Origin of the sequence: Frigoribacterium sp. Leaf44, from assembly GCF_001421865.1 — a bacterium.
In the GTDB taxonomy this organism is placed as follows: Bacteria; Actinomycetota; Actinomycetes; order Actinomycetales; family Microbacteriaceae; genus Frigoribacterium.
Genome location: NZ_LMLG01000010.1, coordinates 1 through 24,261, shown reverse-complemented (window position 1 = coordinate 24,261; position 24,261 = coordinate 1). Strand labels below are relative to the sequence as shown.

The 24,261-nt window shown below is 70.2% G+C and carries 22 protein-coding genes and 1 pseudogene; 1 reads left to right on the top strand and 22 read right to left on the bottom strand.

What is annotated here, in order from left to right; all coding sequences use genetic code 11:
- Positions 1-60 precede the first annotated feature (60 nt).
- A complete protein-coding gene (locus ASE87_RS15230; RefSeq protein WP_056230165.1) occupies positions 61-1,287 on the bottom strand; it encodes an MFS transporter in 1,227 nt (408 codons plus the stop codon).
- A gap of 54 nt (positions 1,288-1,341) precedes the next feature.
- Between ASE87_RS15230 and ASE87_RS15225 the strand changes: the two genes are divergently transcribed.
- On the top strand, positions 1,342-1,794 hold the full coding sequence (locus ASE87_RS15225) for a helix-turn-helix domain-containing protein (protein ID WP_056230162.1): 453 nt from the start codon (positions 1,342-1,344) through the stop codon (positions 1,792-1,794).
- A 176-nt stretch (positions 1,795-1,970) separates the two neighbouring features.
- Here ASE87_RS15225 and ASE87_RS15220 read toward each other — a convergent pair whose 3' ends face one another.
- From ASE87_RS15220 to ASE87_RS15120, 21 genes and pseudogenes are all read right to left on the bottom strand, one after another.
- Positions 1,971-2,492, bottom strand: a complete 522-nt coding sequence (locus ASE87_RS15220) for a hypothetical protein (RefSeq protein WP_056230157.1) — start codon at positions 2,490-2,492, stop codon at positions 1,971-1,973.
- Between the two features lie 98 nt (positions 2,493-2,590).
- The gene (locus ASE87_RS15215; protein ID WP_157489939.1) at positions 2,591-3,139 is read right to left on the bottom strand and encodes a hypothetical protein; all 549 of its coding nucleotides are present in this window, start codon (positions 3,137-3,139) and stop codon (positions 2,591-2,593) included.
- A 270-nt stretch (positions 3,140-3,409) separates the two neighbouring features.
- The gene (locus ASE87_RS15210; RefSeq protein ID WP_157489938.1) at positions 3,410-3,838 is read right to left on the bottom strand and encodes a hypothetical protein; all 429 of its coding nucleotides are present in this window, start codon (positions 3,836-3,838) and stop codon (positions 3,410-3,412) included.
- A 100-nt stretch (positions 3,839-3,938) separates the two neighbouring features.
- Positions 3,939-5,738 carry a hypothetical protein gene (locus tag ASE87_RS15205; RefSeq protein ID WP_056230148.1) on the bottom strand — a complete coding sequence of 600 codons (1,800 nt, stop codon included), beginning with the start codon at positions 5,736-5,738 and terminating at the stop codon, positions 3,939-3,941.
- Positions 5,735-6,043, bottom strand: coding sequence for a hypothetical protein (locus tag ASE87_RS15200; protein WP_043595851.1), 309 nt, complete (start codon positions 6,041-6,043; stop codon positions 5,735-5,737). Before ASE87_RS15200 ends, ASE87_RS15205 begins: the two co-directional genes overlap by 4 nt.
- 165 nt (positions 6,044-6,208) lie before the next feature.
- On the bottom strand, positions 6,209-7,657 hold the full coding sequence (der, locus tag ASE87_RS15195; RefSeq protein ID WP_369700705.1) for a ribosome biogenesis GTPase Der: 1,449 nt from the start codon (positions 7,655-7,657) through the stop codon (positions 6,209-6,211).
- Positions 7,658-7,727: 70 nt separating this feature from the next.
- Entirely contained in the window at positions 7,728-8,405 is a 678-nt protein-coding gene (gene cmk / locus ASE87_RS15190) for a (d)CMP kinase (RefSeq protein ID WP_056230323.1), read from the bottom strand.
- Between the two features lie 134 nt (positions 8,406-8,539).
- Positions 8,540-9,637, bottom strand: coding sequence for a prephenate dehydrogenase (locus ASE87_RS15185; RefSeq protein ID WP_056230321.1), 1,098 nt, complete (start codon positions 9,635-9,637; stop codon positions 8,540-8,542).
- 1,502 nt (positions 9,638-11,139) lie between these two features.
- A pseudogene (locus tag ASE87_RS16820) lies at positions 11,140-11,934 on the bottom strand (pseudouridine synthase); the annotation flags it as partial.
- Complete coding sequence (gene scpB / locus ASE87_RS15175; RefSeq protein WP_082452716.1) at positions 11,924-12,562, bottom strand: SMC-Scp complex subunit ScpB; 639 nt, start codon at positions 12,560-12,562, stop codon at positions 11,924-11,926. The gene scpB and the pseudogene ASE87_RS16820, both read right to left, overlap by 11 nt.
- A complete protein-coding gene (locus ASE87_RS15170; protein ID WP_043595854.1) occupies positions 12,552-13,406 on the bottom strand; it encodes a ScpA family protein in 855 nt (284 codons plus the stop codon). Before ASE87_RS15170 ends, scpB begins: the two co-directional genes overlap by 11 nt.
- Positions 13,390-14,289, bottom strand: coding sequence for a ParA family protein (locus tag ASE87_RS15165; RefSeq protein ID WP_043595856.1), 900 nt, complete (start codon positions 14,287-14,289; stop codon positions 13,390-13,392). Before ASE87_RS15165 ends, ASE87_RS15170 begins: the two co-directional genes overlap by 17 nt.
- Before the next feature lie 162 nt (positions 14,290-14,451).
- A complete protein-coding gene (gene xerD / locus ASE87_RS15160; protein ID WP_056230145.1) occupies positions 14,452-15,366 on the bottom strand; it encodes a site-specific tyrosine recombinase XerD in 915 nt (304 codons plus the stop codon).
- Between the two features lie 49 nt (positions 15,367-15,415).
- Positions 15,416-15,997, bottom strand: a complete 582-nt coding sequence (locus ASE87_RS15155; protein WP_056230143.1) for an NUDIX hydrolase — start codon at positions 15,995-15,997, stop codon at positions 15,416-15,418.
- Positions 15,994-17,703, bottom strand: a complete 1,710-nt coding sequence (locus ASE87_RS15150; RefSeq protein WP_082452737.1) for a CTP synthase — start codon at positions 17,701-17,703, stop codon at positions 15,994-15,996. The genes ASE87_RS15155 and ASE87_RS15150 overlap by 4 nt, the downstream gene beginning before the upstream one ends.
- 51 nt (positions 17,704-17,754) lie before the next feature.
- Positions 17,755-19,476, bottom strand: a complete 1,722-nt coding sequence (gene recN, locus ASE87_RS15145; protein WP_056230138.1) for a DNA repair protein RecN — start codon at positions 19,474-19,476, stop codon at positions 17,755-17,757.
- The gene (locus tag ASE87_RS15140; RefSeq protein WP_231567131.1) at positions 19,473-20,456 is read right to left on the bottom strand and encodes an NAD kinase; all 984 of its coding nucleotides are present in this window, start codon (positions 20,454-20,456) and stop codon (positions 19,473-19,475) included. Before ASE87_RS15140 ends, recN begins: the two co-directional genes overlap by 4 nt.
- Positions 20,457-20,461: 5 nt before the next feature.
- Complete coding sequence (locus tag ASE87_RS15135; RefSeq protein WP_056230132.1) at positions 20,462-21,277, bottom strand: TlyA family RNA methyltransferase; 816 nt, start codon at positions 21,275-21,277, stop codon at positions 20,462-20,464.
- On the bottom strand, positions 21,274-21,492 hold the full coding sequence (locus tag ASE87_RS15130) for a hypothetical protein (protein ID WP_056230129.1): 219 nt from the start codon (positions 21,490-21,492) through the stop codon (positions 21,274-21,276). The genes ASE87_RS15135 and ASE87_RS15130 overlap by 4 nt, the downstream gene beginning before the upstream one ends.
- Positions 21,493-21,540: 48 nt before the next feature.
- Positions 21,541-22,545, bottom strand: a complete 1,005-nt coding sequence (locus tag ASE87_RS15125; RefSeq protein ID WP_056230126.1) for an HAD-IIA family hydrolase — start codon at positions 22,543-22,545, stop codon at positions 21,541-21,543.
- Entirely contained in the window at positions 22,538-23,431 is an 894-nt protein-coding gene (locus ASE87_RS15120) for a hypothetical protein (RefSeq protein ID WP_082452714.1), read from the bottom strand. Before ASE87_RS15120 ends, ASE87_RS15125 begins: the two co-directional genes overlap by 8 nt.
- Between the last annotated feature and the right edge of the window lie 830 nt (positions 23,432-24,261).

Here is a 24,261-nt window from a genome sequence, read left to right as displayed (position 1 = left end):
GCCGTCCGCACGCCGCGCACCCTGCCCGCCCCGCGCCTCCTGCGTTCCGCCCTGCCGCCCCTACGCCGCGACCCGCCGCCGCCGCTCCCGCCCGCACATCACGACGACGACCGCCACCATCGCGGCGAGCGCCAGCCCCACGATCGCCGGGGCCCCGACGTCGACGGCGCTCTCGAGCCCTCCGCGGGTCGCCTGCGCCCCGAGCCACAAGGCAGTCGCCCCCTGCACCAGGTAGGCGACGAGGTACACGGCCGACAGTGTCCCCGCCCGGTGGTGCTCCGGAGCGAACCGCGACACGATCCCCAGCCCCGACGCGAAGAAGAGGCTGTAGCCGACTCCCGACAGCACGCAGAACGCCAGGAACAGCCCCAACGACTGCTGCGCCGCGGCCAGCACCAGTGCCGTGAAGCTGAGCGCCGTCGCCCCCGCGGCCACGACGACGGCGACGACCACCGGGACGCGTCGTGACGCCAGCGCCACGACCGCGATGACCACCATCGACAGGGCGATCACCGCGCCGGTGACGAACGCGTTGTCGCTGCCGATCAGCGTCACGCCGATCTCGGCACCGAGCGAGAGCACCACGGCCCCGAGAGCGTAGGAGGCGCTGACACAGACGGCTGCGGCGCCTACCGCCCCGAGGAGCGCGCGCGGCACGCTCGGCCACCGTGGCCTCCAGCGTCCGGCCAGCGCGTCCCGGTCCCGCGGCAGCCGCCAGACGAGGACGAGCACGCCCACCTCGACGACGAGGAGAACCCAGTACGTGAGGTGCAGCGGTTCGGGCGCGTACTGGACGAGCGCTCCGCCGAGCAGCGTCGCGAAGACGAGGCCCACGGCGGTGGAGGCGGTGCTGATGGCTCCGGTGCGCGCCGAGTTGACGGGACCGGCGATGTCGATCATCGCGGCGGTGGCGGGGCTGAGCGACAGGCCGACGCCGAGGCCCATGAACGCGCGGCCGACCAGCACCCAACCGACGTCCGGTGCCAGCGCGAACAGCAGCACACCGACGATCGAGGCACTCACGCCGAGCAGGATGCTCGCCCGCCGACCGATCGTGTCGCTGAGGCTGCCGAAGACGAGCAGCACGACGACGAGGACGAGCGGGTAGACGGCGAAGATCGCGGTCGTGACGAACGGCGTCAGCTGCCAGTCGGTCGCGTAGAGCGGGTAGACCGGCGTCGCGGCGCCGCTCGTCCACAAGGCGAGGGCGAGGACGGAGGCGCAGGTCCAGAACGCGAGCCGGTCCGGCCCGTCGGGACGGACGGAGGCAGCGAGGTCACGGGGCATGACGGCGACGCTAGCACCCTGGATACGAAAAGCCTATCGAGGTAGGCTGTCGGCATGGCTTCTCGTGGACCCCTGGACCCGCGCTGCGGCATCGCACGCAGCCTCGACCTTCTCGGCGAGCGCTGGGCCCTGCTCGTGGTGCGGGAGGCACTGCTCGGGCACACCCGGTTCTCGCAGTTCCGGACGCGGCTCGGCCTGTCGCCCGACGTGCTGACGGCCCGGCTCGAGTCGCTCGTCGCCGCCGGCGTGCTCGAGCGCTCGACCTACCGAGAGGACGGGGCCCGAGAGCGCGTCGAGTACCTGCTGACCGACGCCGGCCGCGACCTCTCCCCCGTGCTGGCCGCCCTCGCCGTCTGGGGCGACGAGCACGATCCGCACCCCGACGGCGCCGCACGCCGGTTCAGCGTCGCCGGGTCGGGAGAACCCGTGCGGGTCGCGTTCGTCACGGGCGACGGGCACGTGGTCGAGCCCGCCGACGTCGAGATGGTTCCGCGCGCGAGCGACTGACCCGCGCCTCCTCGGGCCTGCGGCCGCCCCGCCCGCCAGCCCGCCAGCCCGCCAGCCCGCCAGCCCGCCAGCCCGCCAGCCCGCCAGCCCGCCAGCCCGCGACGAAGTAAACACCCCGCCACGGAATCGGATGGCGGTTTGTTTACTTCGTGGCGTGGTGCGGGGCGAGCGGGCCCTCAGTTCGCACCGTCGACCACGTCGGGCTTCGCCGGCCGCGGGAAGGCCGCGCGCATGTGGTCGCTGGTGAGCAGGTCGCCGATGCCGATCATCAGCAGCGAGAAGACGATCTGCTCGACGACCATCCATCCGGGATAGAGCCCGGGGATGGTGGCGATGATGAGCGTCACGATCGGGAAGATGCGACTGAACAGGCGGAGGCGTGAGTAGGCCCAGTAGTAGCCGAGCTGTGCCCGCCAGGCGAAGACGTAGAGCGAGGCGGTGATGAAGAGGACGACGGTGGAGCGGAACCACACGGCCCACGGCACGTGTTCTCCGCGGCTGGTGAGGACGGCGGCGATGAAGATGGCGGTGAGCCCGACGACGGTCTCGCCGAACAGCAGCCACCGGATGCCGACGAAGCCGCGGACGGTTCGAGGGTGCTGCCGCATGTCCTCGTGGATGACGTAGCCCGAGTGCCGCCCGCCGGCGAGCCGGTCGAGCTGCAGCCGCTGCCACACCCGGTCGGCCGCGGCCGACATCCCCACCCCCGAGGAGGCGCGGTGCCATAGCCCAGCGCCCGTCACCGTCGCACCCCGTCCGCTCGTCTCACGAACACCAATGGTGCCCTATCCCACCCTCAGAACAGACCACCCTCCGTCTGCCCCGGCTGAACCGTGAAGCACCACGAACTCGCTGACACCTGCACCTTCGAAATACCAGCCCAAACGCTGATGGAGTAGCGGGTACCGTCCTCCCCTCGGACGATGAGCCATTCGTCTTCGCCATCCGGTGAGAACTGTCGAGACGTCGTCAGCTCGCCGGACCCCTCCAGCTCTGCTTCGACCAGGCGGAAGTAGTCCTCCTCACTCGGAACGGGCGAGTAGTCGGCGGTCGTCGACCCGGTCCATTGGTACTGGCCGCCCGCACAAGACATCAGAACGCCGTTCGACGACTCCTCGAGGCTCCCGTCGACGACATCAGACCCCATGGATACGAGGCGTTGCTGAACAACACGGATGTCTTGCCGCAACTGTCCAAGATCGACTCGGTCAGATCCCTCTTCCATGTACCTCGCCCTCTTCCTGTCTTCGCTGCTCGGACTCGAACAGGCAAGAAGGTTTGCCACAGCGAGGGACATAGTGGCTGCCACCAGCCAAGATCTGCGGAACGTCTTCCTAATGGACATGCGAATGGACTTCCTTCGTGAGGGCATCCTGCACGGCGGCGTTCGCCTCACTGGACTCGGCAACGGGCTAATGAGTGTCATTCACCTTCGTATGAGGCTTCGGAGTGGCAATGTCTCCGAACCTGTGGTCATCAGGCCCCAGTCTGTAACCCTTCGAGTCGAACTCATCCGACCGGTTCGACTTAGGCAAGCGCCAGACACCACCGGACGGCCGGGCCTCCATCAGGAGACGCCAGTAGATGTAGAACGCCAATGACGTCCACTCCACCCTCAGAACTGACCACCCTCTGTCTGCCCGGGCTGCAGCGTGAAGCACCACGAACTCGACGACACTTGGACCTTTGAGCGCCCCGTCCAGACCCTGACCGAGTAGCGAGTGCCGTCCTCGCTCATGACGATGAGCCGCTCGCTCTCGCCATCGGGGGAAAGTTGGCGTTTGGTACTGAAAGCCTCGTCGTCCGCAAGCTCTGCCTCCAGTCCCTCGAAGTAGCCCTGTTCATCCGGAACGGTCGAATACTCGACAGTGGTCGAGCCCGTCCACTGGAATCGCCCATCCGAACACGACATCAGGACGCCGTCCGGCGGTTCGAGGATTCCGACTATCTGATACTCGGGACCCATTGACGCGAAACGTCGCTGGACAGCCATGATGTCCCGTCTCAGGGCCGGCAGGTCGACTCGATCAGTCTCTTCGTCCACGTAAAGCATCCTTCCCGCGTTGTCATGCGTTTTGCTGTTGCAGCCCGATAGGCCGATGGATACAAGGACCAGGGCAGCCGCCACACACACTCCGCGTCGCCTAGTCATGCTGTTCCTTGTAGATCTCATCCGTGAGCGCATCTCGCACCTGGGCATTGTCCTCACTCACTTCCGCAACCAGCGAGTGGTTGTCGTCCAGCTTCCAAACCGGGGTGTAGCTGTCCCCGGTCTGCTCGAGTTCCACGTCATGGGGACTCTGGAAGTACCCACGCGAGTCGAAGTCGTCGGAGCGGTTCGGGTTCCGCCCGCCCCAGACACCACCGGTCGACTGCGCCTCCATCAGGAAATCCCAGTAGCTGTAGTCGGTGTAGGTCGTGCCCGCTTGCGGCTGCCACTCCGGCGGCATTCCCGCGCCCGCGAGGGAGATCACTTTGTTGTAAGTGGCCCCATGGACCTCGGCGGACGTGATGTTCGCCAACCCCCAACTGTGCCCGATGGCCACGTCGCGGTATCCGGGTTCCGACCTGATCGGATCTACGGCCAGTCCCCGCTGGAAGTCGTACAGCGCCTTGCTCGTGCCGCGCGCAAATTCGGGGTCGTTGGCTTGCGCAAAAGCCCCGACGAATTCGGCCGGGTCCTTGCTGCCCCCTGTACCGCCCGGGAAGATTCCGTCCTTGAAGACGAATGCCACCGACGTTCCATCAGGGTCATTTTCTTCGAGCCACCTCGCCATCTGCTGCAAACTTCCGTTCTTCCCATAGAACGAATCCATGTTCGTCAACGTCCCCGGCACGTAGGTCAGCACCGTCCTGGTCGATTCGTTCCACTCCCCGATCATCTCGATGATGCGACTCTTCGACGGATCGAAGAGGTACAGCTGAACCGTCGGCGGCTCTGCCACCGCTCGCCCGAGGTACGCGCGCTCGCGCGCCAAGGCGGCGAGCGTCTCGTCATCGCCGGGGAGGCCCCTGCGCTTGATCGGCCCCACCATCGCGTCGATCTCGGCCATCCGACGTCTCGCGTTGAACACGTTCGCCGCGACCCGCACCGACGGCGGCAGACCGTCGAGCGCTCCGATGATCGCCGGCGCCCCTCGCACCAGCGCCACTTGCATCGCAGTGAGTCCGTCGGCGTTCCGCGCACCCTGCTGCCCGAGCTCGTCCCACCAAGCCCGCACCCGCTCGGGATCGGCCAGGAACGCCTTGTCGACGAGTTCGGAGTGCTGCTCGAGCAGCATCGTCAGCTCGGTGGCCGAGAGCCCTGCCAGCAACGCCAGCAATTCCTCGGACGACCCCGCGGCCAGGGCCTGCCCGGTGACCTGAGGCAACGCCCCCATCGCCTCGGGGCTCTGCAGCGCGGCGATGCACCGGCGATCAACCGCAGCCCGCTCTTCGACCAGGTCGGCCCACAAGCCCGCGACGACCTCGAGCTCGCGTTGCTCGTCGTCGATGCGACGCTGCAAGGTCGACCGTTCACCCGAGCGGTACTCGGACTCCACGACGATGCCGATCAGGTCGTCCCGCGCCGCGTCCTGCGCCTCACGCATGATCGTCTTCAAGGCGACCCCCGTCGAGAGGACGTTCTGCTCAGCCATCGCACGCCGCGCCTCCAGGGTCTGCTGAGACCCCTGGATCAACGACACGTCGACCGCGTACGCCTCGAGCGCCGCCGCGTGGTGCTCGAGGCCCCGAGCCACAGCAGTCACCTCGGCGGACACGTCCGTCATGGACGCGACGAACTGCTCGCCCGAGCGTCCCCGCCAGCACTCGGCACCCCAGCTCGCCGCCTCGGCCAACCGGTAGGCCGCCACCTCGAGATCGTCGACCTCGGTCCGCCTCGTCGTCGCGAGCTGCCGGATGCCCTCGACCGACCCGACCCCCGGGGCGGCGTCGGCACTCACTTGGACCCCACCCCGGCCAGGTCGTCCACCGGCAAGCCGGCGGCGAGCCGCGACTCCACCTGCTCGAACTCGCGCACGAACGTCGTCGTGAAGTCGCCCACCGCCTGGATCGCCTCGACGGCCAACCCCGCCCGTCTCACCAGCTGCCCCGTCGCCTCGTCGAGAACCCCCGCCACGCTCGGCGAACCGACGTCGGACGCCGTCCCGAGTGTCAGCGTCGCCGACACCTCGGCGTCGACGGCCGCCGACGACACCCGCCACGCAACCGACGTCAACGTCTTCTCGTCCACCACCAGGTCTGCCATGCACCCTCGCCCTCCATCATGCGACATTCACATATCGCTGTCGATGGGAGCCACCCTAGCAATGCAGAACGCCCGGTGTGGAAACGATCCACAACCGGGCGCTCAGTCCACAGGCGAGCCTGCGGTCGGTGCCGATCCGTCGACGGGACGGGCACGGGAGAAGGACTACGGGCGCTTGCGCTTCTCGCGGACGCGCATGTTGACCGTGATGGGCGTCCCCTCGAAGCCGAAGATCTCGCGCAGGCGTCGCGTGATGAAGCGACGGTACTGCGGGTCGAGGAACCCGGTCGTGAAGAGCACGAAGGTCGGCGGGCGGTTCGCGGCCTGGGTCCCGAACAGGATGCGCGGCTGCTTGCCGGACCGCAGCGGGTGCGGGTGCTCGGCGACGAGCTCGGCGAGCAGGGCGTTGAACTTGCCGGTCGGGATGCGGGTGTCCCACGACTCGAGCGCGAGCTCGAGGGCGGGCACGAGCTTCTCGAGGTGACGACCCGTGCGGGCCGAGATGTTCACGCGAGGGGCCCACGACACGTGGTCGAGGTCCTGCTCGATCTCGCGCTCGAGGTAGCGGCGACGGTCGTCGTCCAAGAGGTCCCACTTGTTGAACGCGAGGACGAGCGCACGACCCGACTCGAGCACCAGGTCGATGATGCGCAGGTCCTGCGTCGAGATCTGCTCGGTGACGTCGATCACGACGACCGCGACCTCGGCCTTCTCGAGCGCTGCCGAGGTACGCAGCGACGCGTAGAAGTCCGCGCCCTGCTGCAGGTGGACACGCTTGCGGATGCCGGCGGTGTCGACGAAGGTCCACACGCGACCGGCGATCTCGACCTGCTCGTCGACGGGGTCGCGGGTCGTGCCGGCGAGCTCGTTGACGACCACGCGCTCTTCGCCCGCGGCCTTGTTGAGCAGCGAGCTCTTGCCGACGTTCGGTCGACCGAGGATCGCGACGCGACGCGGGCCGCCGATCTCTTGCTTGGCCACGGTCGAGACCGCGGGCAGCTTGGTCATGCAGAGGTCGAGCAGGTCGGCGACGTTGCGGCCGTGCAGAGCCGACGCGGGGAACGGCTCGCCGAGCCCCAGCGACCACAGCGATGCGGCCTCGAGGTCTTTGCGGGCGTCGTCGCTCTTGTTGGCGACGAGGATGACGGGCTTGTGCGAGGCCCGCAGCATGCGCACGACGGCCTCGTCGGTGGCGGTCGCCCCGACGTTGACGTCGACGACGAACAGCACGGCGTCGGCCAGGTCGACCGCGATCTCGGCCTGCATCGCGACCGAGCGGTCGATGCCGATCGCGTCGGGTTCCCACCCGCCGGTGTCGACGAGGGTGAAGCGGCGTCCGCCCCACTCGGCCTTGTACGAGACGCGGTCGCGCGTGACGCCGGGCTTGTCCTCGACGACGGCCTCGCGCCTCCCGAGGATGCGGTTGACCATGGCGCTCTTGCCGACGTTCGGTCGGCCGACGATCGCCAGCACTGGCAGGGCCGGGGCGTAGGTGAGTGCGTCGGGGTCCCAGTCGGCCCCCTCGAGGACGTCGATGTCGCCCTCGTCGAGGTCGTAGTCGGTCAGGCCGGCGCGAAGGGCTCGGGCGCGCTGGTCGGCGTCCTCGTCGGGCATCGTCTGGATGCGGTCGACCATCTGCTCGTCGAGCTCGGGGTACTTGTCGTCGTCTGCCATGGGGACTTCCTTAAGAAATGGGGGTGCTCGCTCGCACGAGCTCGACCACGGCCTGCACGGTCTGGTCGAAGTCGAGTTGGGTGGAGTCGACGGTGGAGACGCCGGGTGCGGCGGTCATGAAGTCGACGACCTTGCTGTCGAGCCGGTCACGGGTCGAGAGCTGCCGAGCTGTCTCTTCGGCACTCTGCCCGGTCACCTCGGCCGAACGCCTGGCCATTCTAGCGGCTTCGCTCGCGGTCAACAGGATTCTGACCTGGGCATCCGGTGCGACGACGGTCGTGATGTCGCGGCCCTCGGTGACGATGCCCGGCTTGTCGGTCGACGCGATGATGCGGCGGAAGAGGTCGACCATGAACCGGCGGACCTCGGGCAGCTTGGCCACGTGGCTGACGGCGGTCGTCACGCGCGGGGTGCGGATCTCGTCCGTCACGTCGCGACCGCCGATCGTCACCAAGGAGGCGCGGGCCGGGTCGATCCCGATCGCGTAGTGGAACGTCGGCAGCGCCGCGATGATCGCGTCCGCGTCGTCGAGGTCGACGCCGCCGTCGAGGGCGTGCAGGGCGAAGGCTCGGTAGGCCGCCCCCGTGTCCTGGTAGTCGAAGCCGAGAGAAGCGGCGGAGGCGCGGCTGACGCTGGACTTGCCGCTCCCGGCCGGTCCGTCGACGGCCACCACGACGTGGCGGTGCACGGCCGCGGCGGTCTCGGCCCGCAACTCTTCGACGTGGGCCTCGCCGGCGGGACCTCCGACGCCGTGCTCACCCGGCGAGCGCTCGGGGTCGACGTCGGACGAACCGACGGGGCTCGTGCCGCCCAGGTCGGCGCTCACGCGAACGCCCCCACGACGGTCCAACCCCGGGTCTCGAGTTCGGTGACGAGTCGGTCTTCTTGTTCGGGCACGATCGATACCTCCGCGAGTCCTACCTGCGCGCCCGGCGAGTGCTCGAGCCGCAGGTCTTCCAGGTTGACGCCGATCTCACCGATCTCGGTGAGCAGGCGGGCCAGTTGCCCGGGAGTGTCGTCGACCATGACGATCACCGAGCTGAACTGGGTCTGTTGCCCGTGCTTGCCGGGCAGACGGGCGACGCCGACGTTGCCGGCGCCGATGCTCTCGGCGACGGCGCGGCGACTGCCCGGCGCGTCGGGTGCCTCGAGGGCCTCGACGACGCGGTCGAGGTCGGCGCGCAGGTCGCGCAACACGACGGCGACGCGGGAGGCGTTCGCCCCCAGGATCTGCGTCCAGAGCGCCGGGTCGCTGCTGGCGACCCGCGTGACGTCCCGGACGCCCTGACCGGCGAGGCCGAGCGAAGCGTCGGGTGCGTCGCGCAGACGGGTCGCCATGAGGGAGGCGACGACCTGCGGCGCGTGGCTGACGAGGGCGACGCCGGCGTCGTGTTCTTCCGGCGACATCTCGATCGGGGTCGCTCCGAGGTCGAGCGCCAGGTCTTCGACGGCGGCCGCCCGACGGTACGTGATGTCGTCGTGCCCCGCAATGACCCACGGGCGGCCGACGAAGAGGTCGGCGCGAGCCGAGACGGCTCCCCCGCGTTCGCGGCCGGCCATGGGATGCGAACCGATGTACCTCGACACGTCGGCGCCGCGCGCACGCAACTCGGCGAGCGGGGCGACCTTGACCGATGCGACGTCGGTCACGAGCGCCTCGGGCCAGGCGTCGAGTTCGCGGGCGACGATGTCGCTCGTGACGTCGGGCGGCACGGCGACGACGACGAGCACGGGGTCGTCGCCCTCGGCGGGTGCCCGCCCGGCGCCGTAGTCGACGGCGAGGCTGCGCGCGGCCGGCGACACGTCGTCGAGGATCACGTCGACCCCGTGCTGACGCAGTCGCAGACCGATGCTGGCACCGAGCAGACCCGAGCCGACGATGCGCACCTGACCGGCCAGCCGCCGGCTGCCGAACGTCAGCGCGTCAGCAGTCAGGGCGTCGACCGTCGGCACGCCGCCGATCGCCGCGTCGAGCGTGGTGTCGTCGTCAGCCGAGGAGGCGCGGTGCGCGTCGGTCACGACCGCCCGCCCCCTCGAGGACCACGTCCCCCGGCGTCGGGTCGGCCACGGTACGGGCGGTCGCCGCCGCGGTCGTCACGGCCGCCACGGTCGTCACGGCCACCGCGGTCGTCACGCGGGCCACGGGCGGGTCCGCCTCGCGAACCGCCGCGGTCGTCGCGTTGCTCACGGCCCTGGTAGCCGCCGCTGCGCGATCCGTCGCGTCCGGCGCGATCGTCGCGACCCTGGTAGCCGGCGCCACGCGAGCCACCTCGGTCGTCGCGACCCTGGTAACCACCGCGGGAGTCTCCACGATCCGCACGGTCGTCACGGCCCTGGTAGCCGCCCCTCGCCGCACCACGGTCGTCACGGCCCTGGTACCCACTGCGCGAACCACCGCGGTCGTCACGACCGGCCCGGTCGTCACGTCCACCCCGGTCGTCACGGCCCTGGTACCCGCCCCGCGAACCACCACGGTCGTCGCGCGAGTCGCGCCCACCCGTGTAGCCACCGGCACCGGCACGACGGTCGTCACGCCCGCCACGGTCGTCTTCGCCGCGCTCCGCTGCGCCGCGGTCGACCCAGCCTCGGTTGGTCGCCTTGCCGCCGGCACGGATGCCCGAGGGGCGTCCGGTGCGCGGATCGCGGTTGGCGTCGCGGTTCGGGTAACCCGCCGCGCGCTCTTCACCGGGGCTCAGCGGACGGTCTCCGCCACCTCGCGGCGAACGGTCGTCGCGCGAGACGAACCCGCCCCGCGAGCCGCGATCGTCGCGTGACACGAACCCACCGCGATCGTCACGACCTCGGCCGTCGTCGTTCCGGCCCTGGTATCCCGGGCGTGCTCCACCGCGGTCGTCACGACCCTGGTAGCCGCCACGGGCCGGACGGTCATCGCGTCCGCGGCCGTCGTCGTTCCGGCCCTGGTAGCCACCACGAGACTCACCGCGACCGTCGTCGTTGCGGCCCTGGTAGCCACCACGAGATCCACCGCGGTCGTCACGTCCCTGGTACCCGCCGCGGGCGGGACGCTCGTCACTGCCGTGGTAACCGGTTCGAGCCGGTCGCCCCTCGCGTCCACGACCGTCGTCGTTGGTGCCCTGGTAGCCGCGCACGGGACGCTCGTCGCCCGAGCGACCGTCGTGCCGGTTGCCCTGGTAACCACCCCGGGTGGGACTCTCGTCGCGTTGCCCGCGGCGCGCCTCCTGCTCTCGGCGGACCTGTGCCCGGCGCGAGGTCGACTCGACCTGGTCACGGGCCGCGGCACGGCGACGCTCGGCGCGGGCGTCGGTGGCGGGGTCGTACTCTTCGTCGTCCTCGTCGTAGTAGTCCTTCTCGACCTCGTCGTCGGCGAGGGCCAGCTCGACCACGTCGGCCTCGTCGACGGGGGCGTCGGGGCTCTCGGTGATCGGGGCGGCGTCGACGGTCGAGTCCGCCGTGGCGTCACGCGAGATGGTGAGGATGGCCCCGAGCTCGACCTTGGTCAGCGAGCGCATGTGGCCGACCTTGAGCGTGCCGAGGTGCAGCGGGCCGAACGAGCGTCGGACGAGGTCGATGACCGGGTGGCCGACGGCCTCGAGCATGCGACGGACGATGCGGTTGCGCCCCGAGTGCAGCGTGATCTCGATCAGCGACGAGTCGGACGAGCGCGAGAGACCCGCGCCACCGGCGACGAGCGTCGCCTTGTCGGCCGCGATCGGGCCGTCGTCGAGCTCGACGCCGGTCATGAGCTCGTTCAGCACCGAGGTCGTGACGACGCCCTTGACCTTGGCGATGTAGGTCTTGGTCACGCCGAACGACGGGTGCGCGAGCACGTGCGCGAGCTCGCCGTCGTTGGTCAGGACGAGCAGGCCGCTCGTCTCGACGTCGAGGCGGCCGACGTTGAAGAGCCGCTCTTCGTACTGCTCGGTGAACTGGCGCAGGTCGGGGCGACCGTTCTCGTCGCTCAGGGTGCTGACGATGCCGACCGGCTTGTTGAGCATGACGTAGCGACGCGTGGCGTCGAGCTGCACCGCGCTGCCGTCGACGACGATCTTGTCTTTCGCCGGGTCGATGCGGCGGCCGGGCTCGGTGACGACCTTGCCGTTCACCGTCACGCGACCGGCGGCGATCATGTCTTCGCTGACGCGGCGCGAGGCCACGCCCGCGGCCGCCATGACCTTCTGCAGGCGTTCGCCCGAGGCCAGCTCGGAATCGTCGGAGGAGAACTGACTACGCGACATCGTCGAAACCCCCCTGGCCGTCCGAGAGCAGGGGCGAGATGAGCGGGAGCTCATCGAGCGAGTTGATGCCGAGATGGGTCAAGAGAAGGCCTGTCGTTTCGTAGTTGATGGCGCCTGTCTCGGGGTCGGTGGACGACTCCGTGATCAGGCCGCGACCCAACAGCGTACGGACGACCGAGTCGACGTTGACCGCCCGGATCTGGGCGATGCTGCTGCGGGTGATGGGTTGCTTGTAGGCGATGACCGCCAGCGTCTCGAGAGCCGCTGAGGACAGTTTCGTCGGGTTCTGCGTCAGCACGAAATCGCGGACGACCGGATCGTGCTCGTCACGGACGTAGAATCGCCATCCGCCGCCGACCTCACGCAGCTCGAAACCCCGTCGGACCGTGCCGTCGACCCCGTCGAAATCGGCCACGAGCGCCGTGATCGCCTGCCGCACCGCGGCGACGGGGGCGCCGACGGCGGTCGCCAGGTCGACGAGCGACTGCGGCTCGTCGGCGACCATCAGCAGCGCCTCGAGCTGGCGCGCGATCACGGTGGACGGGTCGGCCTCGCGAGTCCGGGCTCCCTCGGACCGGGCCCCGGGCGTCCCGACGGACGAGGAGGCGCCGGTCGCGTCAGCCCTCATAGTCGGCCCCCAGCGCCGCCAGGTTCTCTTCGGTCCAGGTCTCGGCCACCCAGCGGACGCTGAGCTCGCCGAGCGGCTCGACCTGCTCGAACGAGATGGACGCATGACGGTACAGCTCGAGCAGGGCCAGGAACCGGGCGACGACGACGCCCTTCTCGTCCACGCCGGCGACGAGCTCGCGGAAGGTGAGGACCGCACCGCGACGCAGCAACGACACGACGATCGCCGCCTGCTCGCGGATGCTCACCAAGGGGGCGTGAAGGTGGTCGAGGCCGACCGTGGGGATCTCGCGGGGAGTCAGCGCCAGGGCGGCGAGGGCGGCGAAGTCGTCCGGCGAGAGCGTCCAGACGAGCTCGGGGGTCGTGACGCGGTACTTCTGTTCGAGTCGCACCGAACGGGCGTGCCGGGCCGCCTCGGCGGCTCCGTGCTGCGCGAACCACTCGGCGGCCTGCTTGAAGGCCCGGTACTGCAGCAGCCGGGCGAAGAGCAGGTCGCGCGCCTCGAGCAGGGCGACGTCCTCGGCATCGACGAGTTCGCCCTGCGGCAGCAGCCCCGCCACCTTGAGGTCGAGCAGCGTGGCCGCGACGACGATGAACTCGCTGGCCTGGTCGAGGTTCTCGTCGGTGTCGATGCGGCGGAGGAACGAGAGGAACTCGTCGGTCACGGCACTGAGGGCGACCTCGGTGATGTCCATCTCGCGCTTGGTGATCAACGAGAGCAGCAGGTCGAACGGCCCGCTGAAGTTCTCGAGCCGCACGTCGAACCCGGGCGAGACCTCGTGACCCGTGAGGGCGGTCTCGTCGGTGCCGACCTCGGCGGTCGCCGACTCAGGCCGCGGCACCACGCGCGATCAGCTCTCGGGCCAGCTGGCGGTAGGCCTGCGCCGCCGGGTGCTCGGGGGCGAACTTGGTGATCGGGGTGCCCGCGACGGAGGCATCGGGGAACTTCACGGTGCGACCGATGACGGTCTCGAGCACCTGGTCGTCGAAGGCCTCGACGACGCGCTCGAGCACCTCACGGCTGTGCAGCGTGCGAGAGTCGAACATGGTCGGCAGGATGCCGTCGAGGGTGATCGCGGGGTTCAGCCGGTCGCGCACCTTCTCGATGGTCTCGACGAGCAGGGCGACGCCGCGGAGCGCGAAGAACTCGCACTCGAGCGGGATCAGCACCCCGTGCGCCGCGGTGAGGGCGTTGACGGTCAGCAGGCCGAGCGAGGGCTGGCAGTCGATCAGGACGACGTCGTACTCGTCGCTGACCTGACGAAGGATGCGCGCGAGGATCTGCTCGCGCGCGACCTCGTTGACGAGGTGGACCTCGGCGGCGGAGAGGTCGATGTTGGCCGGCATGACGTCGAGGTTCTCGACGCGCGTGGGCACGATGACGTCGTGCGCGTCCTTCACGGCGCCGATCATGAGGTCGTAGATCGTGGCCTGGTCGTGCGACTGCACGCCGAGGCCGGCCGTCAGCGCACCCTGTGGGTCGAAGTCGATGGCCAACACGCGACGGCCGTACTCGGCGAACGCGGCGCCGAGGTTGATCGTCGTGGTGGTCTTGCCGACGCCGCCCTTCTGGTTGCAGAGGGTGATGATGCGGGCCGGGCCGTGGCTCGACAGGGGCGCGGGAGTCGGGAACTCGGTGCGCGGGCGCCCGGTGGGGCCGTTCGCGGGGACGGTCGCCGGAGCGCTCTCGAAGAGGGCGGGGGTGCTCGAGGTCGGCTTGGTGCTCACGGGTACGAGAGTACCGGCGCCCCCCGACGCCGACGGGCTGCCGCGCCCGGCCCGTCACCAGGAAGCCTCATGCCTTGCTTGAGGGTTTTGCCTGGTCAGCGCGGGGTCGGTGCTCTGTCGACGCCGGGTCGGGGCTCGGTCGGGCGCCGGGTCGTCGCCCGGTCACGACGCCCATCGTGCCCGCGGATGTGCCGTCGAGTACACGTCCCGCAGCGCGTCCGCCGTCACCAGCGTGTAGATCTGCGTCGTCGCCACGGACGAGTGCCCGAGCAACTCCTGGACGACCCGGACGTCGGCCCCTCCCTCGAGCAGGTGCGTCGCGAAGGAGTGCCGCAGCGTGTGCGGCGACACCTCGAGGCCCAGCTGGGCCCGCTCGGCCGCCGCCTGGATGATCAGCCACGCGTTCTGCCGCGACACCCTGGCCCCGCGCGTGCCCAGGAACAACGCGGGCGTCGGTTCTCCCCGCGGCGAGAACACCGGTCGGGCACGGACGAGGTAGGCGTCGAGCGCCCGGCGGGCGTAGCTGCCGAGCGGAACGATGCGCTGCTTGTTCCCCTTGCCGAACAGGCGCACGACGTCGCCCTCGATCACGTCGTCGACGTTGAGCGACACCGCCTCGCTCACCCGCGCCCCCGTCGCGTAGAGCAGCTCGAGCAGGGCCTTGTCGCGCAGTCGCGTCGGCTCGTCGCCGTCGGTGGCGGCGAGCAGCGCCTCGACCTGGCCCACCGAGATGGCCTTCGGGAGGCGGCTCGGCAGCTTGGGCGGCCGGGTGGTGGCGGCCACGTCCACCGCGACCAGCCCCTCCTCGAGCGCGAACCGGTGGAACCCCCGCACCGACGACAACACCCGGGCCACCGAGGAGGCGCCCAGCGGTTTCTCGGCGCGGGTCGCCAGAGCCGCCGGGAACGTCGCGACGTCCCCGGGCTCGACCTCGTCGAGGGTGACGCGACCGGCCTCCGCCAGGTGCGCCCGCCAGAGGACCAGGTCGCGGCGGTACGCGGCGGTCGTGTTCGGACTGAGGCCTCGCTCGACGGAGACGTGTCTCAGGTACCGGTCCAGCGCCTCCTCGATCGTCACCTGGCCAGGCTACGGCCGGGGCCGCGGCGCCGTCGGGGCGACGCGCACCTCAGCGGGATGCGACCGCGGCGAGCGCCGCGATGCTGAGGATCGAGTTGTGCAGACGCCCGGCGAGGACGCCGTCGACGATCTCGTCGAGCGAGACCCAACGCTTCTCGATGTCGGCCTCTTCGTCACTGCGCTCGAACGGGCCCTCCGTCGCGCTGACGCCGGTGGCTCGGTAGACCGTGACCATCTCGTCGTTGCCGCCGGGCGTCGTGTGGAACGAGACGAGTTCGTCCCAGGTCGTCGCCTGCAGGTCGGCTTCTTCTGACAGTTCTCGCTTCGCGGCGTCGAGCTTGCTCTCGCCCTCCGCGTCGAGCAGGCCGGCGGGCAGCTCCCAGTCGCGGGTGCGGATCGGGTGTCGGTACTGCTTGATGACGAGCACGCGCTGCTCGTCGTCGACGGCCAGCACGGCGACCGCCCCGGTGTGCGCGACGTACTCGCGCACCATCGGCGACCCGTTGTAGTCGACGGTGTCGCGCTTGACGTTCCAGACGGCGCCTTCGAAGACGACCTCGGTCTTCGTGACCGTCGGCGACGCCGGCTCGTCGGCGAGAGGGCCGGTGGCCGCGGAGAACGCGTCGGTCACGCGACCACCTCGGCAGCGTCGGCCTCGTCGGCGAACAGTTTGCTCGCGTCGTGGCGCTCGAGGGATGCGGCGACGAGCCCGGCGAAGAGCGGGTGGGCGTCGTTGGGGCGCGACCTCAGCTCGGGGTGGGCCTGCGTGCCGATGTAGAACGGGTGGACGTCGCGGTCGAGCTCGACGTACTCGACGAGCGTGCCGTCGGGCGAGGTGCCCGAGAAGCGGAGGCCCGCGTCGGCGATCTGCTGACGGTACTGGTTCGAGACCTCGTAGCGGTGGCGGTGACGCTCGGACACCAGCTCGGAGCCGTACAGGTCGGCGGCGAGCGAGCCCGGCGTGAGGGCGGCCGGGTAGAGGCCGAGGCGCATGGTGCCGCCCAGGTCGCCGTCGGCGATGATGTCGACCTGCTCGGCCATGGTCGCGACGACCGCGTACTCGGTGTCGGGGTCGAACTCGGACGAGGAGGCGCCGGTCAGGCCGGCCTCGTTGCGCGCGTACTCGATGACCATGCACTGCAGGCCGAGGCACAGGCCGAGCGCCGGCAGGCCGTTCTCGCGGGCGAAGCGCAGCGCACCGAGCTTGCCCTCGATGCCGCGGATGCCGAAACCACCGGGCACGCAGATGCCGTCGACCTGGCTGAGCGCCTTGGCAGCGCCCTCGGCGGTCTCACAGTCGTCGGAGGGGATCCAGGTCAGCGACACCTTGGTCTGGTGTGCGAACCCACCGGCCTTGAGGGCCTCGGTGACCGAGAGGTAGGCGTCGGGCAGGTCGATGTACTTGCCGACCAGGCCGATCGTGACCTCGTGCTTCGGCTCGTGGACGGCGGTCAACACGGGCTGCCAGCCCGACCAGTCGACCTCGCCCGCCTTCTCGCCGAGACCCAGGTGGTCGATGATGTACGCGTCGAGCCCCTGGTCGTTCAGCATGGCCGGGATGTCGTAGATGCTCGCGACGTCCTTCGCGTTGACGACCGCGTCTTCGTCGACGTCGCACATCAGGGCGATCTTCTTCTTGTTGCTCTCGCTGACCGGGCGGTCGCTGCGTAGCACGAGGGCGTCGGGCTGGATGCCGATCGACCGGAGGGCGGCGACGCTGTGCTGCGTCGGCTTGGTCTTCTGCTCACCGGACGCACCCATGTAGGGCACGAGCGAGACGTGCACGAAGAACACGTTCTTGCGACCGAGCTCGTGGCGCACCTGACGAGCGGCCTCGATGAACGGCTGGCTCTCGATGTCGCCGACCGTGCCGCCGACCTCGGTGATGATCACGTCGGGCTTCGGGTCGTCGTCCGCCTGCTGGCGCATGCGCCGCTTGATCTCGTCGGTGATGTGCGGGATGACCTGCACGGTGTCGCCGAGGTACTCGCCGCGTCGCTCTTTCGCGATCACGGTCGAGTAGATCTGGCCGGTCGTGACGTTCGCCGACTGACCGAGGTCGATGTCGAGGAAGCGCTCGTAGTGCCCGATGTCGAGGTCGGTCTCGGCACCGTCGTCGGTCACGAAGACCTCGCCGTGCTGGAACGGGTTCATCGTGCCCGGATCGACGTTCAGGTACGGATCGAGCTTCTGCATGACCACGCGCAGCCCGCGAGCCGTGAGCAGATTGCCCAGGCTGGCGGCCGTCAGGCCTTTTCCGAGGGAGGAGACGACGCCTCCGGTGACGAAGATGTGCTTCGTCGTGCTGGCATCTGGACCCGAGTTCTCAACGTTCACCACGGGATTCCATCCTATGTCACACCGAGCCGTTGCGACAGACCACGCCTGTTACGAACGTGTGTCGGCCGTGGCCGGTCGTCGGGCCGACGAGGCCACCTCGAGCAGCTCGCGCGCGTGCTCGAGGCCACTGGAGCTGTCGGGCAGCCCCGAGAGGAGGCGGGCCATCTCGGCGACTCGCTCGTCGCCCTCGAGCTGGTGCACGCTGCTGGCGGTCACCTCGCCCGAGGCGTCCTTCACGACGCGGAGGTGGTTGGTGGCGAACGCCGCGACCTGCGCCAGGTGCGTCACCACGATGACCTGCGCCCGTTCGGCCAGCGCCGCCAGCCGTCGACCGATCTCGATCGCGGCCGACCCGCCGACGCCGGCATCGACCTCGTCGAACACGAAGGTGGGCACGTCGCTCGACCCGGCCATGACGACCTCGAGCGCGAGCATCACGCGCGACAGCTCGCCGCCGGACGCCCCCTTGCCGAGCGGCCGGGGCTCGCTGCCGGGGTGCGGCCTGAGCAACAGCGACACGACGTCACCGCCGCTCGTCCCGAGCTCGTCGCGCGGCGAGACCTCGACGACGATCTCGGCACCGGTCATGGCCAGTGCGCTCAACTCGGCGCTGACCCGCGTCGAGAGGTCGGCCCCGGAGGCGCGCCGCAGGTCGCCGAGGACGCCCGCCCGCCGCTCGGCCTCGGCCCGCAGCTCGGCCACCTCGTCGTCGAGGTGCGCGAGCCGGTCGTCGTCGCCGTCGAGCTCGACCAGGCGCCGGCTGCCGTCGTCGAGCATCCGGATGACGTCGTCGAGGGTGGGGCCGTACTTGCGGACGAGCCCGGCCAGGTCGGCGCGACGCGTCTGCACCGACTCGAGTTCGACGGCGACGTCGGCGTCGAGGGTGCCGAGGTAGCTCGACAGGCGTGACGCGGATTCACCGACCTGCACGCTGACCTCGGCCAGCAGGTCGGCGATCGGCTCGAGTGCCGGATCGTGAGGGGCGACGCGTTCGATCTGACGCCGGGCCTCTTCGACCAGCGAGACGACGTCCCGGGTGCCGTCGACCGCGTCGGTGGAGAGCACCTCGTGGGCGAGCCCGGCCGCCAGTCGCAGGTCTTCGGCGTTGCTCAGTCGCTCCGCGGTGGCGTCGAGCTCGTCGAGTTCGCCGGCCACGGGGGCGAGCCCTTCGATCTCGTCGATCGCGGCCCGAAGGCCCTCGGCCTCGTCGCGCCGGGCATCGCGGTCCCGGGTGATCTCGTCGAGTTCGGCGCGGGCGGCCAGCCAGGCGTCGTAGGCACCGCGGTAGTGCGCGGCGGCCTCGGCCAGTGCGGCCCCGCCGTGCGCGTCGACGGCCGCACGTTGGGCCGCTGCGGACTTGAGGCGGATCTGCTCGGACTGGCCGTGCACCACCACGAGATGGTCGGCGAGGTCACCGAGCACGCCGATGGGAGCAGTGCGCCCACCGACGACCGCGCGGCTGCGCCCTTCGGCCGAGACGACTCGGCTGAGGAACAGTTCACCGTCGTCGACCTCACCGCCCGCATCACGGACACGCTCGACGATGGCCCCCTCGGCGGGGACCAGCCACCGGCCGTCCACGACGGCCTGAGGACTGCCCGAGCGGACGACGCCGCTCTCGGCACGCTGGCCGAGCAGCAGGCCGAGCGCCGAGACGACCATGGTCTTGCCCGCACCGGTCTCACCCGTGACGGCCGTGAAGCCGGGACCGAGCGGCAGCGTGGCACGACCGATCACGCCCAGGTCGCGGATCGAGATCTCTTCGATCATCGGTCGCCCTCGGCGGCCGGGGCGGTCGGCGACGACGAGGTGACCGACTCGGCGGGGGCTTCGTCGACAGGCGCCGGACCGCGCCAGCCGGTGACCGGCAACTGGAACTTGGCCACCAGACGGTCCGTGAACGGACCCGTCCGCAGGCGGGCGAGTCGCACGGGCTGGTCGGAGCGACTGCACTCGACCCGGGCCCCCGGAGGCAGGTCGTGCTCGCGACGACCGTCGCACCACAGGATGCCGCGGGCGTCGGTGCGGCTCAGCACCTCGACGGCGAGCACCGAGTCAGGCCCGACGACGAGTGGGCGGGCGAAGAGGGCGTGGGCGCTGAGCGGCACGAGCAGGAGCGCCTGCACGGCAGGCCACACCACGGGGCCGCCGGCCGAGAACGAGTAGGCCGTCGAGCCGGTCGGCGTCGACATGACCACGCCGTCGCAGCCGAACGACGACAGGGGACGACCGTCGACCTCGATGACGACCTCGAGCATGCGCTCGCGTGAGGCCTTCTCGACCGTCGCCTCGTTCATGGCCCAGGTCTCGTAGACGACCTCGTCACCGTTGGTGACCTTGACGTCGAGCGCGAAACGCTCCTCGACCTCGTAGTCGGCGGCGAGCACCCGGGCGACGGTGTCGCCCATCTCGTCGCGCTCGCTCTCGGCCAGGAACCCGACGTGCCCGAGGTTGACCCCGACGATCGGGGCGCGGGTTCCACGGATCAACTCGGCCGCACGGAGGATCGTGCCGTCGCCACCCAGGACGATGACGCATTCGAGGTCGTCGCAGGCCACGCCGTCGAACAGGATCTCGACGTCGTCGATGGCGGCCGTGGGCTGCGCCCGACGGATGTCGTCCCACTCGTCGCGGGGAAGGACGGGAACCACCCCGGCGTCGCCCAGCAGCCCGCAGACCTCGAGGGCGGCGTCGATGGAGTCGGGGCGCCCCGTGTGCGAGACGACCAGGATGTGTCGTGTCGAAGAGATGTCGATCACCCTCTCGTCAAGCTGTCGGCCTTGCTGAGCCATTCTGTCGGATTCGTCCCGGCCGAGGCCGAGAAGTGCACACAGTACTCGCGGTTGCCCGAGCCTCCGACGATCGGGGACGAGATGAGGCCGGCCGTGCCGAGCCCCAGGTCGTGGGCGGCCCACAACACGGTCGTGACGGCCTCGTTCCGCAACACGGGGTCGAGCACTAGGCCTTCACGGACCCCCTGCCGCCCGACCTCGAACTGCGGCTTGATCAGCAGGACGAAGTCGTTGTCCACACCCACGCTCGCCACGAGCGCGGGAAGCACCATCGTCAACGAGATGAAGGACACGTCGGCGACGACGAGCGACACCGAGGAGGCGCGGGTCGTCAACGCCGCGAACCGCTCGGCCGTCAGGTACCTCGCGTTCTCGCCCTCGACGATCGTGACCCGCGGGTCGAAGCGCACGGGGTTGGCCAGCTGACCGTGGCCGACGTCGAGGGCGACGACGTGCTCGGCCCCGCGCTCGAGGAGGACTTGGGTGAACCCACCCGTGGACGCACCGACGTCGAGGGCCGTTCGGCCCGTGGGGTCGACCCCGAACGCGTCGAGCGCACCCAGGAGCTTGTGTGCCGCGCGACTCACGTAGTGGTCGAGCCCGGCGACGGCGACGTCGTCCGTCTCGGCCACCCGAGCAGAGGCCTTCACGACCCCGATGCCGTTGACCGTCACCAGCCCGTCCGACAGCAACCGGGCGGCATGCGTCCGTGACCGGGCGAGGCCCCGCCGGGCGAGCACCGAGTCGAGTCGGTCCCCCGGCGCCTCGGAGGCCGTCATCGACCGCCCTGACCGGTGTCGTCCGTCGTGCCCTCGAGCACCGCACGGAGTTCGTCGTGGACCTGTTCGAACCCCTGGGCCCGGGAGGCCAGGGGCTGGGACTCGATGTCGGCCAGACGCGCGGCGGACTCGACCCGCGCCTCCTGACGGCCTGCGGCATCGACGACGTCGAGGTCGGTGTCGCCGCGGACGGTGGCGTCGGGATGGTCGCTCATGGTGCCGTCAAGACTAGCCGCCACCCCTGACGGTCGGAGCGGACGCGATCAGCCGTCGGCGTGCAGCTTGGGGTCGACGTCGAGCCCGTAGATCGCCTTGCCGGTCCCCCACACCGCGGTCGCCCCGGCGCGCAGCAGGTCGACGGGGTCGTCCCCCTCGGACAACACGCGCACCACGTGACCGCGGACGGCGACGCTCGCCGTGCGGACGGTGACGACGTGCACGTCCTCTTCGTCGTGCTCGACGGTCTCGGGATACGGCTGGTCCAGCTCGCGGAGGTCGCCGACGATGAAGTCCGGTCGCGACTTGGCGTCCGCCGCGAGCACCTGCTTCGCGCCGTCGATGCCGGTCAGCACGAGGATCGAGACGAGCCCGGCCGCGTTCGCACCCACGATGTCGGTGTCGAGCCGATCGCCGATGAACGCCGCCTTCGTCGCCCCGAAGCGCTCGACGGCGGCGGTGAAGATCGGAGTCTCGGGCTTGCCGGCGGTGACGGGCAGGCGCCCGACGGCCGTGTGCACCGCGGACACGAGCGTGCCGTTGCCCGGTGCGACGCCACGCTCCTGCGGGATCGTCCAGTCCGTGTTCGTCGCGATCCACGGGATGCCCGTGTGCAACGCGAAGGACGCCTCGGCGAGTTGCGCCCACCCGACGTCGGGGCTGAAGCCCTGGACGACCGCGGCAGGGGCGTCGTCGGCCGAACGGGTCACGACGAACCCCTCGGCCTCGAGCACCGACGTCAACCCCTCTCCGCCGACCACCAGCACCGTCGAGCCGGCGGGCACGGCATCGACGAGGAGGCGCACCGCGGCCTGCGGGGACGTCACCACGTCGTCGGCACCCACCGCGAGCCCGTAGCCGGCCAGTTGGCCGGCCACCGTCTCGGCCGTGCGCGACGCGTTGTTCGTGATGTACCCGACACGACGCGTCCGAGCGGCCTCGGTGAGGCTGTCGACGGCGTGGTCGATGGCGTGTCGCCCCCGGTACACCACACCGTCGAGGTCGGCGAGGACGGTGTCGACGCCGTCGAGCGGGGTCTTCGCGTCAGCCACGGTGGTCGTCGACGTGGTCCGTGCCCTGCGGGGCCGTCTCGGGATCGGCAGTCTCATCATGCTGGCCCTGCTCCTCGTCGTGCTGCTCGTCCGATTCGTGCTCGGGCCCGTTCAGGTCGTCGACGCCTTCCCGGGGCTCCGGCTCGACATCACCGAGGTCCTGGAGCGCTCCCACGCCGACATCGTCGAGCCCCACGGGCCGTTCGTCGGAGACGTCGACGTCCTCTTCGACGATCTCGACGGTCTCGCCGTCGTCGCCCCCGTGTTCGAGGGCCGCGAGAGCGTCCTCGGCACGGTCCGCCAGCTCGAGCCACTTCTCCCCCTCGTCGGGCCGGCCGAGATCTTCGAGCACCGTTCCGTACGCCGCGAAGAGGGCGGGGCTGTAGCTGAACGCCTTCGTGCGGTCCAACTGGGGAATCTCGAGCTCGCCCAAGGCCGCCTGGGGTTGGCCCAGGTCGAGGCGCGCACCCGACATCGCGATCGCCAACGAGACGCGCACCTGCGCGTCGAGCGTCGACACGTCGACGGACCGGCCGAGCTCGAGCGCCCGCTCGGGGCGACCGAGACCGCGCTCGCTGTCGACCATCAGGGGCAACTGGTCGTCACGGCCCGAGATGCGGCGGTAGGTGCGGAGTTCGCGCAACGTGAGGGCGTAGTCCCCCACCTGGTAGGCCGTGATGGCGATCGTCTCGCGGACGACCGAGATGCGACCGGCTCGACGGCCTGCCGACAGGGCGTGCTTGTGCGCTTCCTCCGGGTCCTCGTCGATCAGTCGTCCGGCCATCACCAGGTGTTTGGCGACCCAGTCCGCGTTCTCCTTGCTGAGCGTCTTGAGCTCGCCACGCGCCACCTTGTCGAGATCCCGGGGCTCGACGTCGTCGGGCACGTGCGCGACCTCTTGCGCCGGACGGACCGACTTGATGCCGAAAGGATCTCGGTCTTCCGGAGTCTCGCGCGGCTTCCAGGCCTCTCGGCGATCCCCACGTCCGGTCGAGCCGGCACGAGGACCCGCTCCGCGACGATCGTCGCCGCCGGGGCGGCCGCGCTGCGGCCGATCACCCGATGACGGGCGATCCCCACGCTGCGGCCGATCACCCGATGACGGGCGATCCCCACGCTGGGGCCGGTCGCCGTAAGACGGACGGTCTCCCCGTTGAGGACGGTCACTCGACGAGGGACGATCCCCCCGCTGAGGACGGTCACCATAAGAGGGACGATCCCCCCGCTGAGGACGGTCACCTGATGACGGGCGTTCGCCGCGCTGGGGTCGGTCGTTCGACGGGCGCCCTCCGGTCGGTCGTCCGCCGACCGGACGACCCTCGGCCGAACGGCCACCCTGCTGAGGGCGCCCCCCGGTGGGACGATCCCCCGAAGGACGCCCGCCATCACCGGAGGACGGGCGGCCACTTCCCCCACCGCGGTGAGAGCCCCCGCCGCCAGAGCCCGAGGAGGGGCGGCGCGGGCCGTCCTTGCGGTCGTCGTCGTCGCGATCAGTCACCGAAGTGCTCCTCTGTTGTTCTCTGCCAGCTGTCGAGTTGTGAAGGGATGACTCTACCAAAGTGACCGCAAGCGCAGGAGGCGCGGTGCGAGTATTCGGCATTCGTCCCGTAACGCAGAAAAGCCGCCCCAACTGGGGCGGCTCTTCTGGTGTTTCTAAAAGGAGTCCGGCGGTGTCCTACTCTCCCACAAGGTCCCCCTTGCAGTACCATCGGCGCT

What these genes read in the sequence shown, in the direction of transcription:
- recN (WP_056230138.1), bottom strand. Translation starts at nt 19,476, where the DNA reads ATGATCGAAGAGATCTCGATCCGCGACCTGGGCGTGATCGGTCGTGCC.
- ASE87_RS15135 (WP_056230132.1), bottom strand. Translation starts at nt 21,277, where the DNA reads ATGACGGCCTCCGAGGCGCCGGGGGACCGACTCGACTCGGTGCTCGCC.
- ASE87_RS15230 (WP_056230165.1), bottom strand. Translation starts at nt 1,287, where the DNA reads ATGCCCCGTGACCTCGCTGCCTCCGTCCGTCCCGACGGGCCGGACCGG.
- scpB (WP_082452716.1), bottom strand. Translation starts at nt 12,562, where the DNA reads ATGAGGGCTGACGCGACCGGCGCCTCCTCGTCCGTCGGGACGCCCGGG.
- der (WP_369700705.1), bottom strand. Translation starts at nt 7,657, where the DNA reads ATGCCCGACGAGGACGCCGACCAGCGCGCCCGAGCCCTTCGCGCCGGC.
- ASE87_RS15130 (WP_056230129.1), bottom strand. Translation starts at nt 21,492, where the DNA reads ATGAGCGACCATCCCGACGCCACCGTCCGCGGCGACACCGACCTCGAC.
- ASE87_RS15215 (WP_157489939.1), bottom strand. Translation starts at nt 3,139, where the DNA reads ATGTCCATTAGGAAGACGTTCCGCAGATCTTGGCTGGTGGCAGCCACT.
- ASE87_RS15225 (WP_056230162.1), top strand. Translation starts at nt 1,342, where the DNA reads ATGGCTTCTCGTGGACCCCTGGACCCGCGCTGCGGCATCGCACGCAGC.
- ASE87_RS15220 (WP_056230157.1), bottom strand. Translation starts at nt 2,492, where the DNA reads ATGTCGGCCGCGGCCGACCGGGTGTGGCAGCGGCTGCAGCTCGACCGG.
- ASE87_RS15200 (WP_043595851.1), bottom strand. Translation starts at nt 6,043, where the DNA reads ATGGCAGACCTGGTGGTGGACGAGAAGACGTTGACGTCGGTTGCGTGG.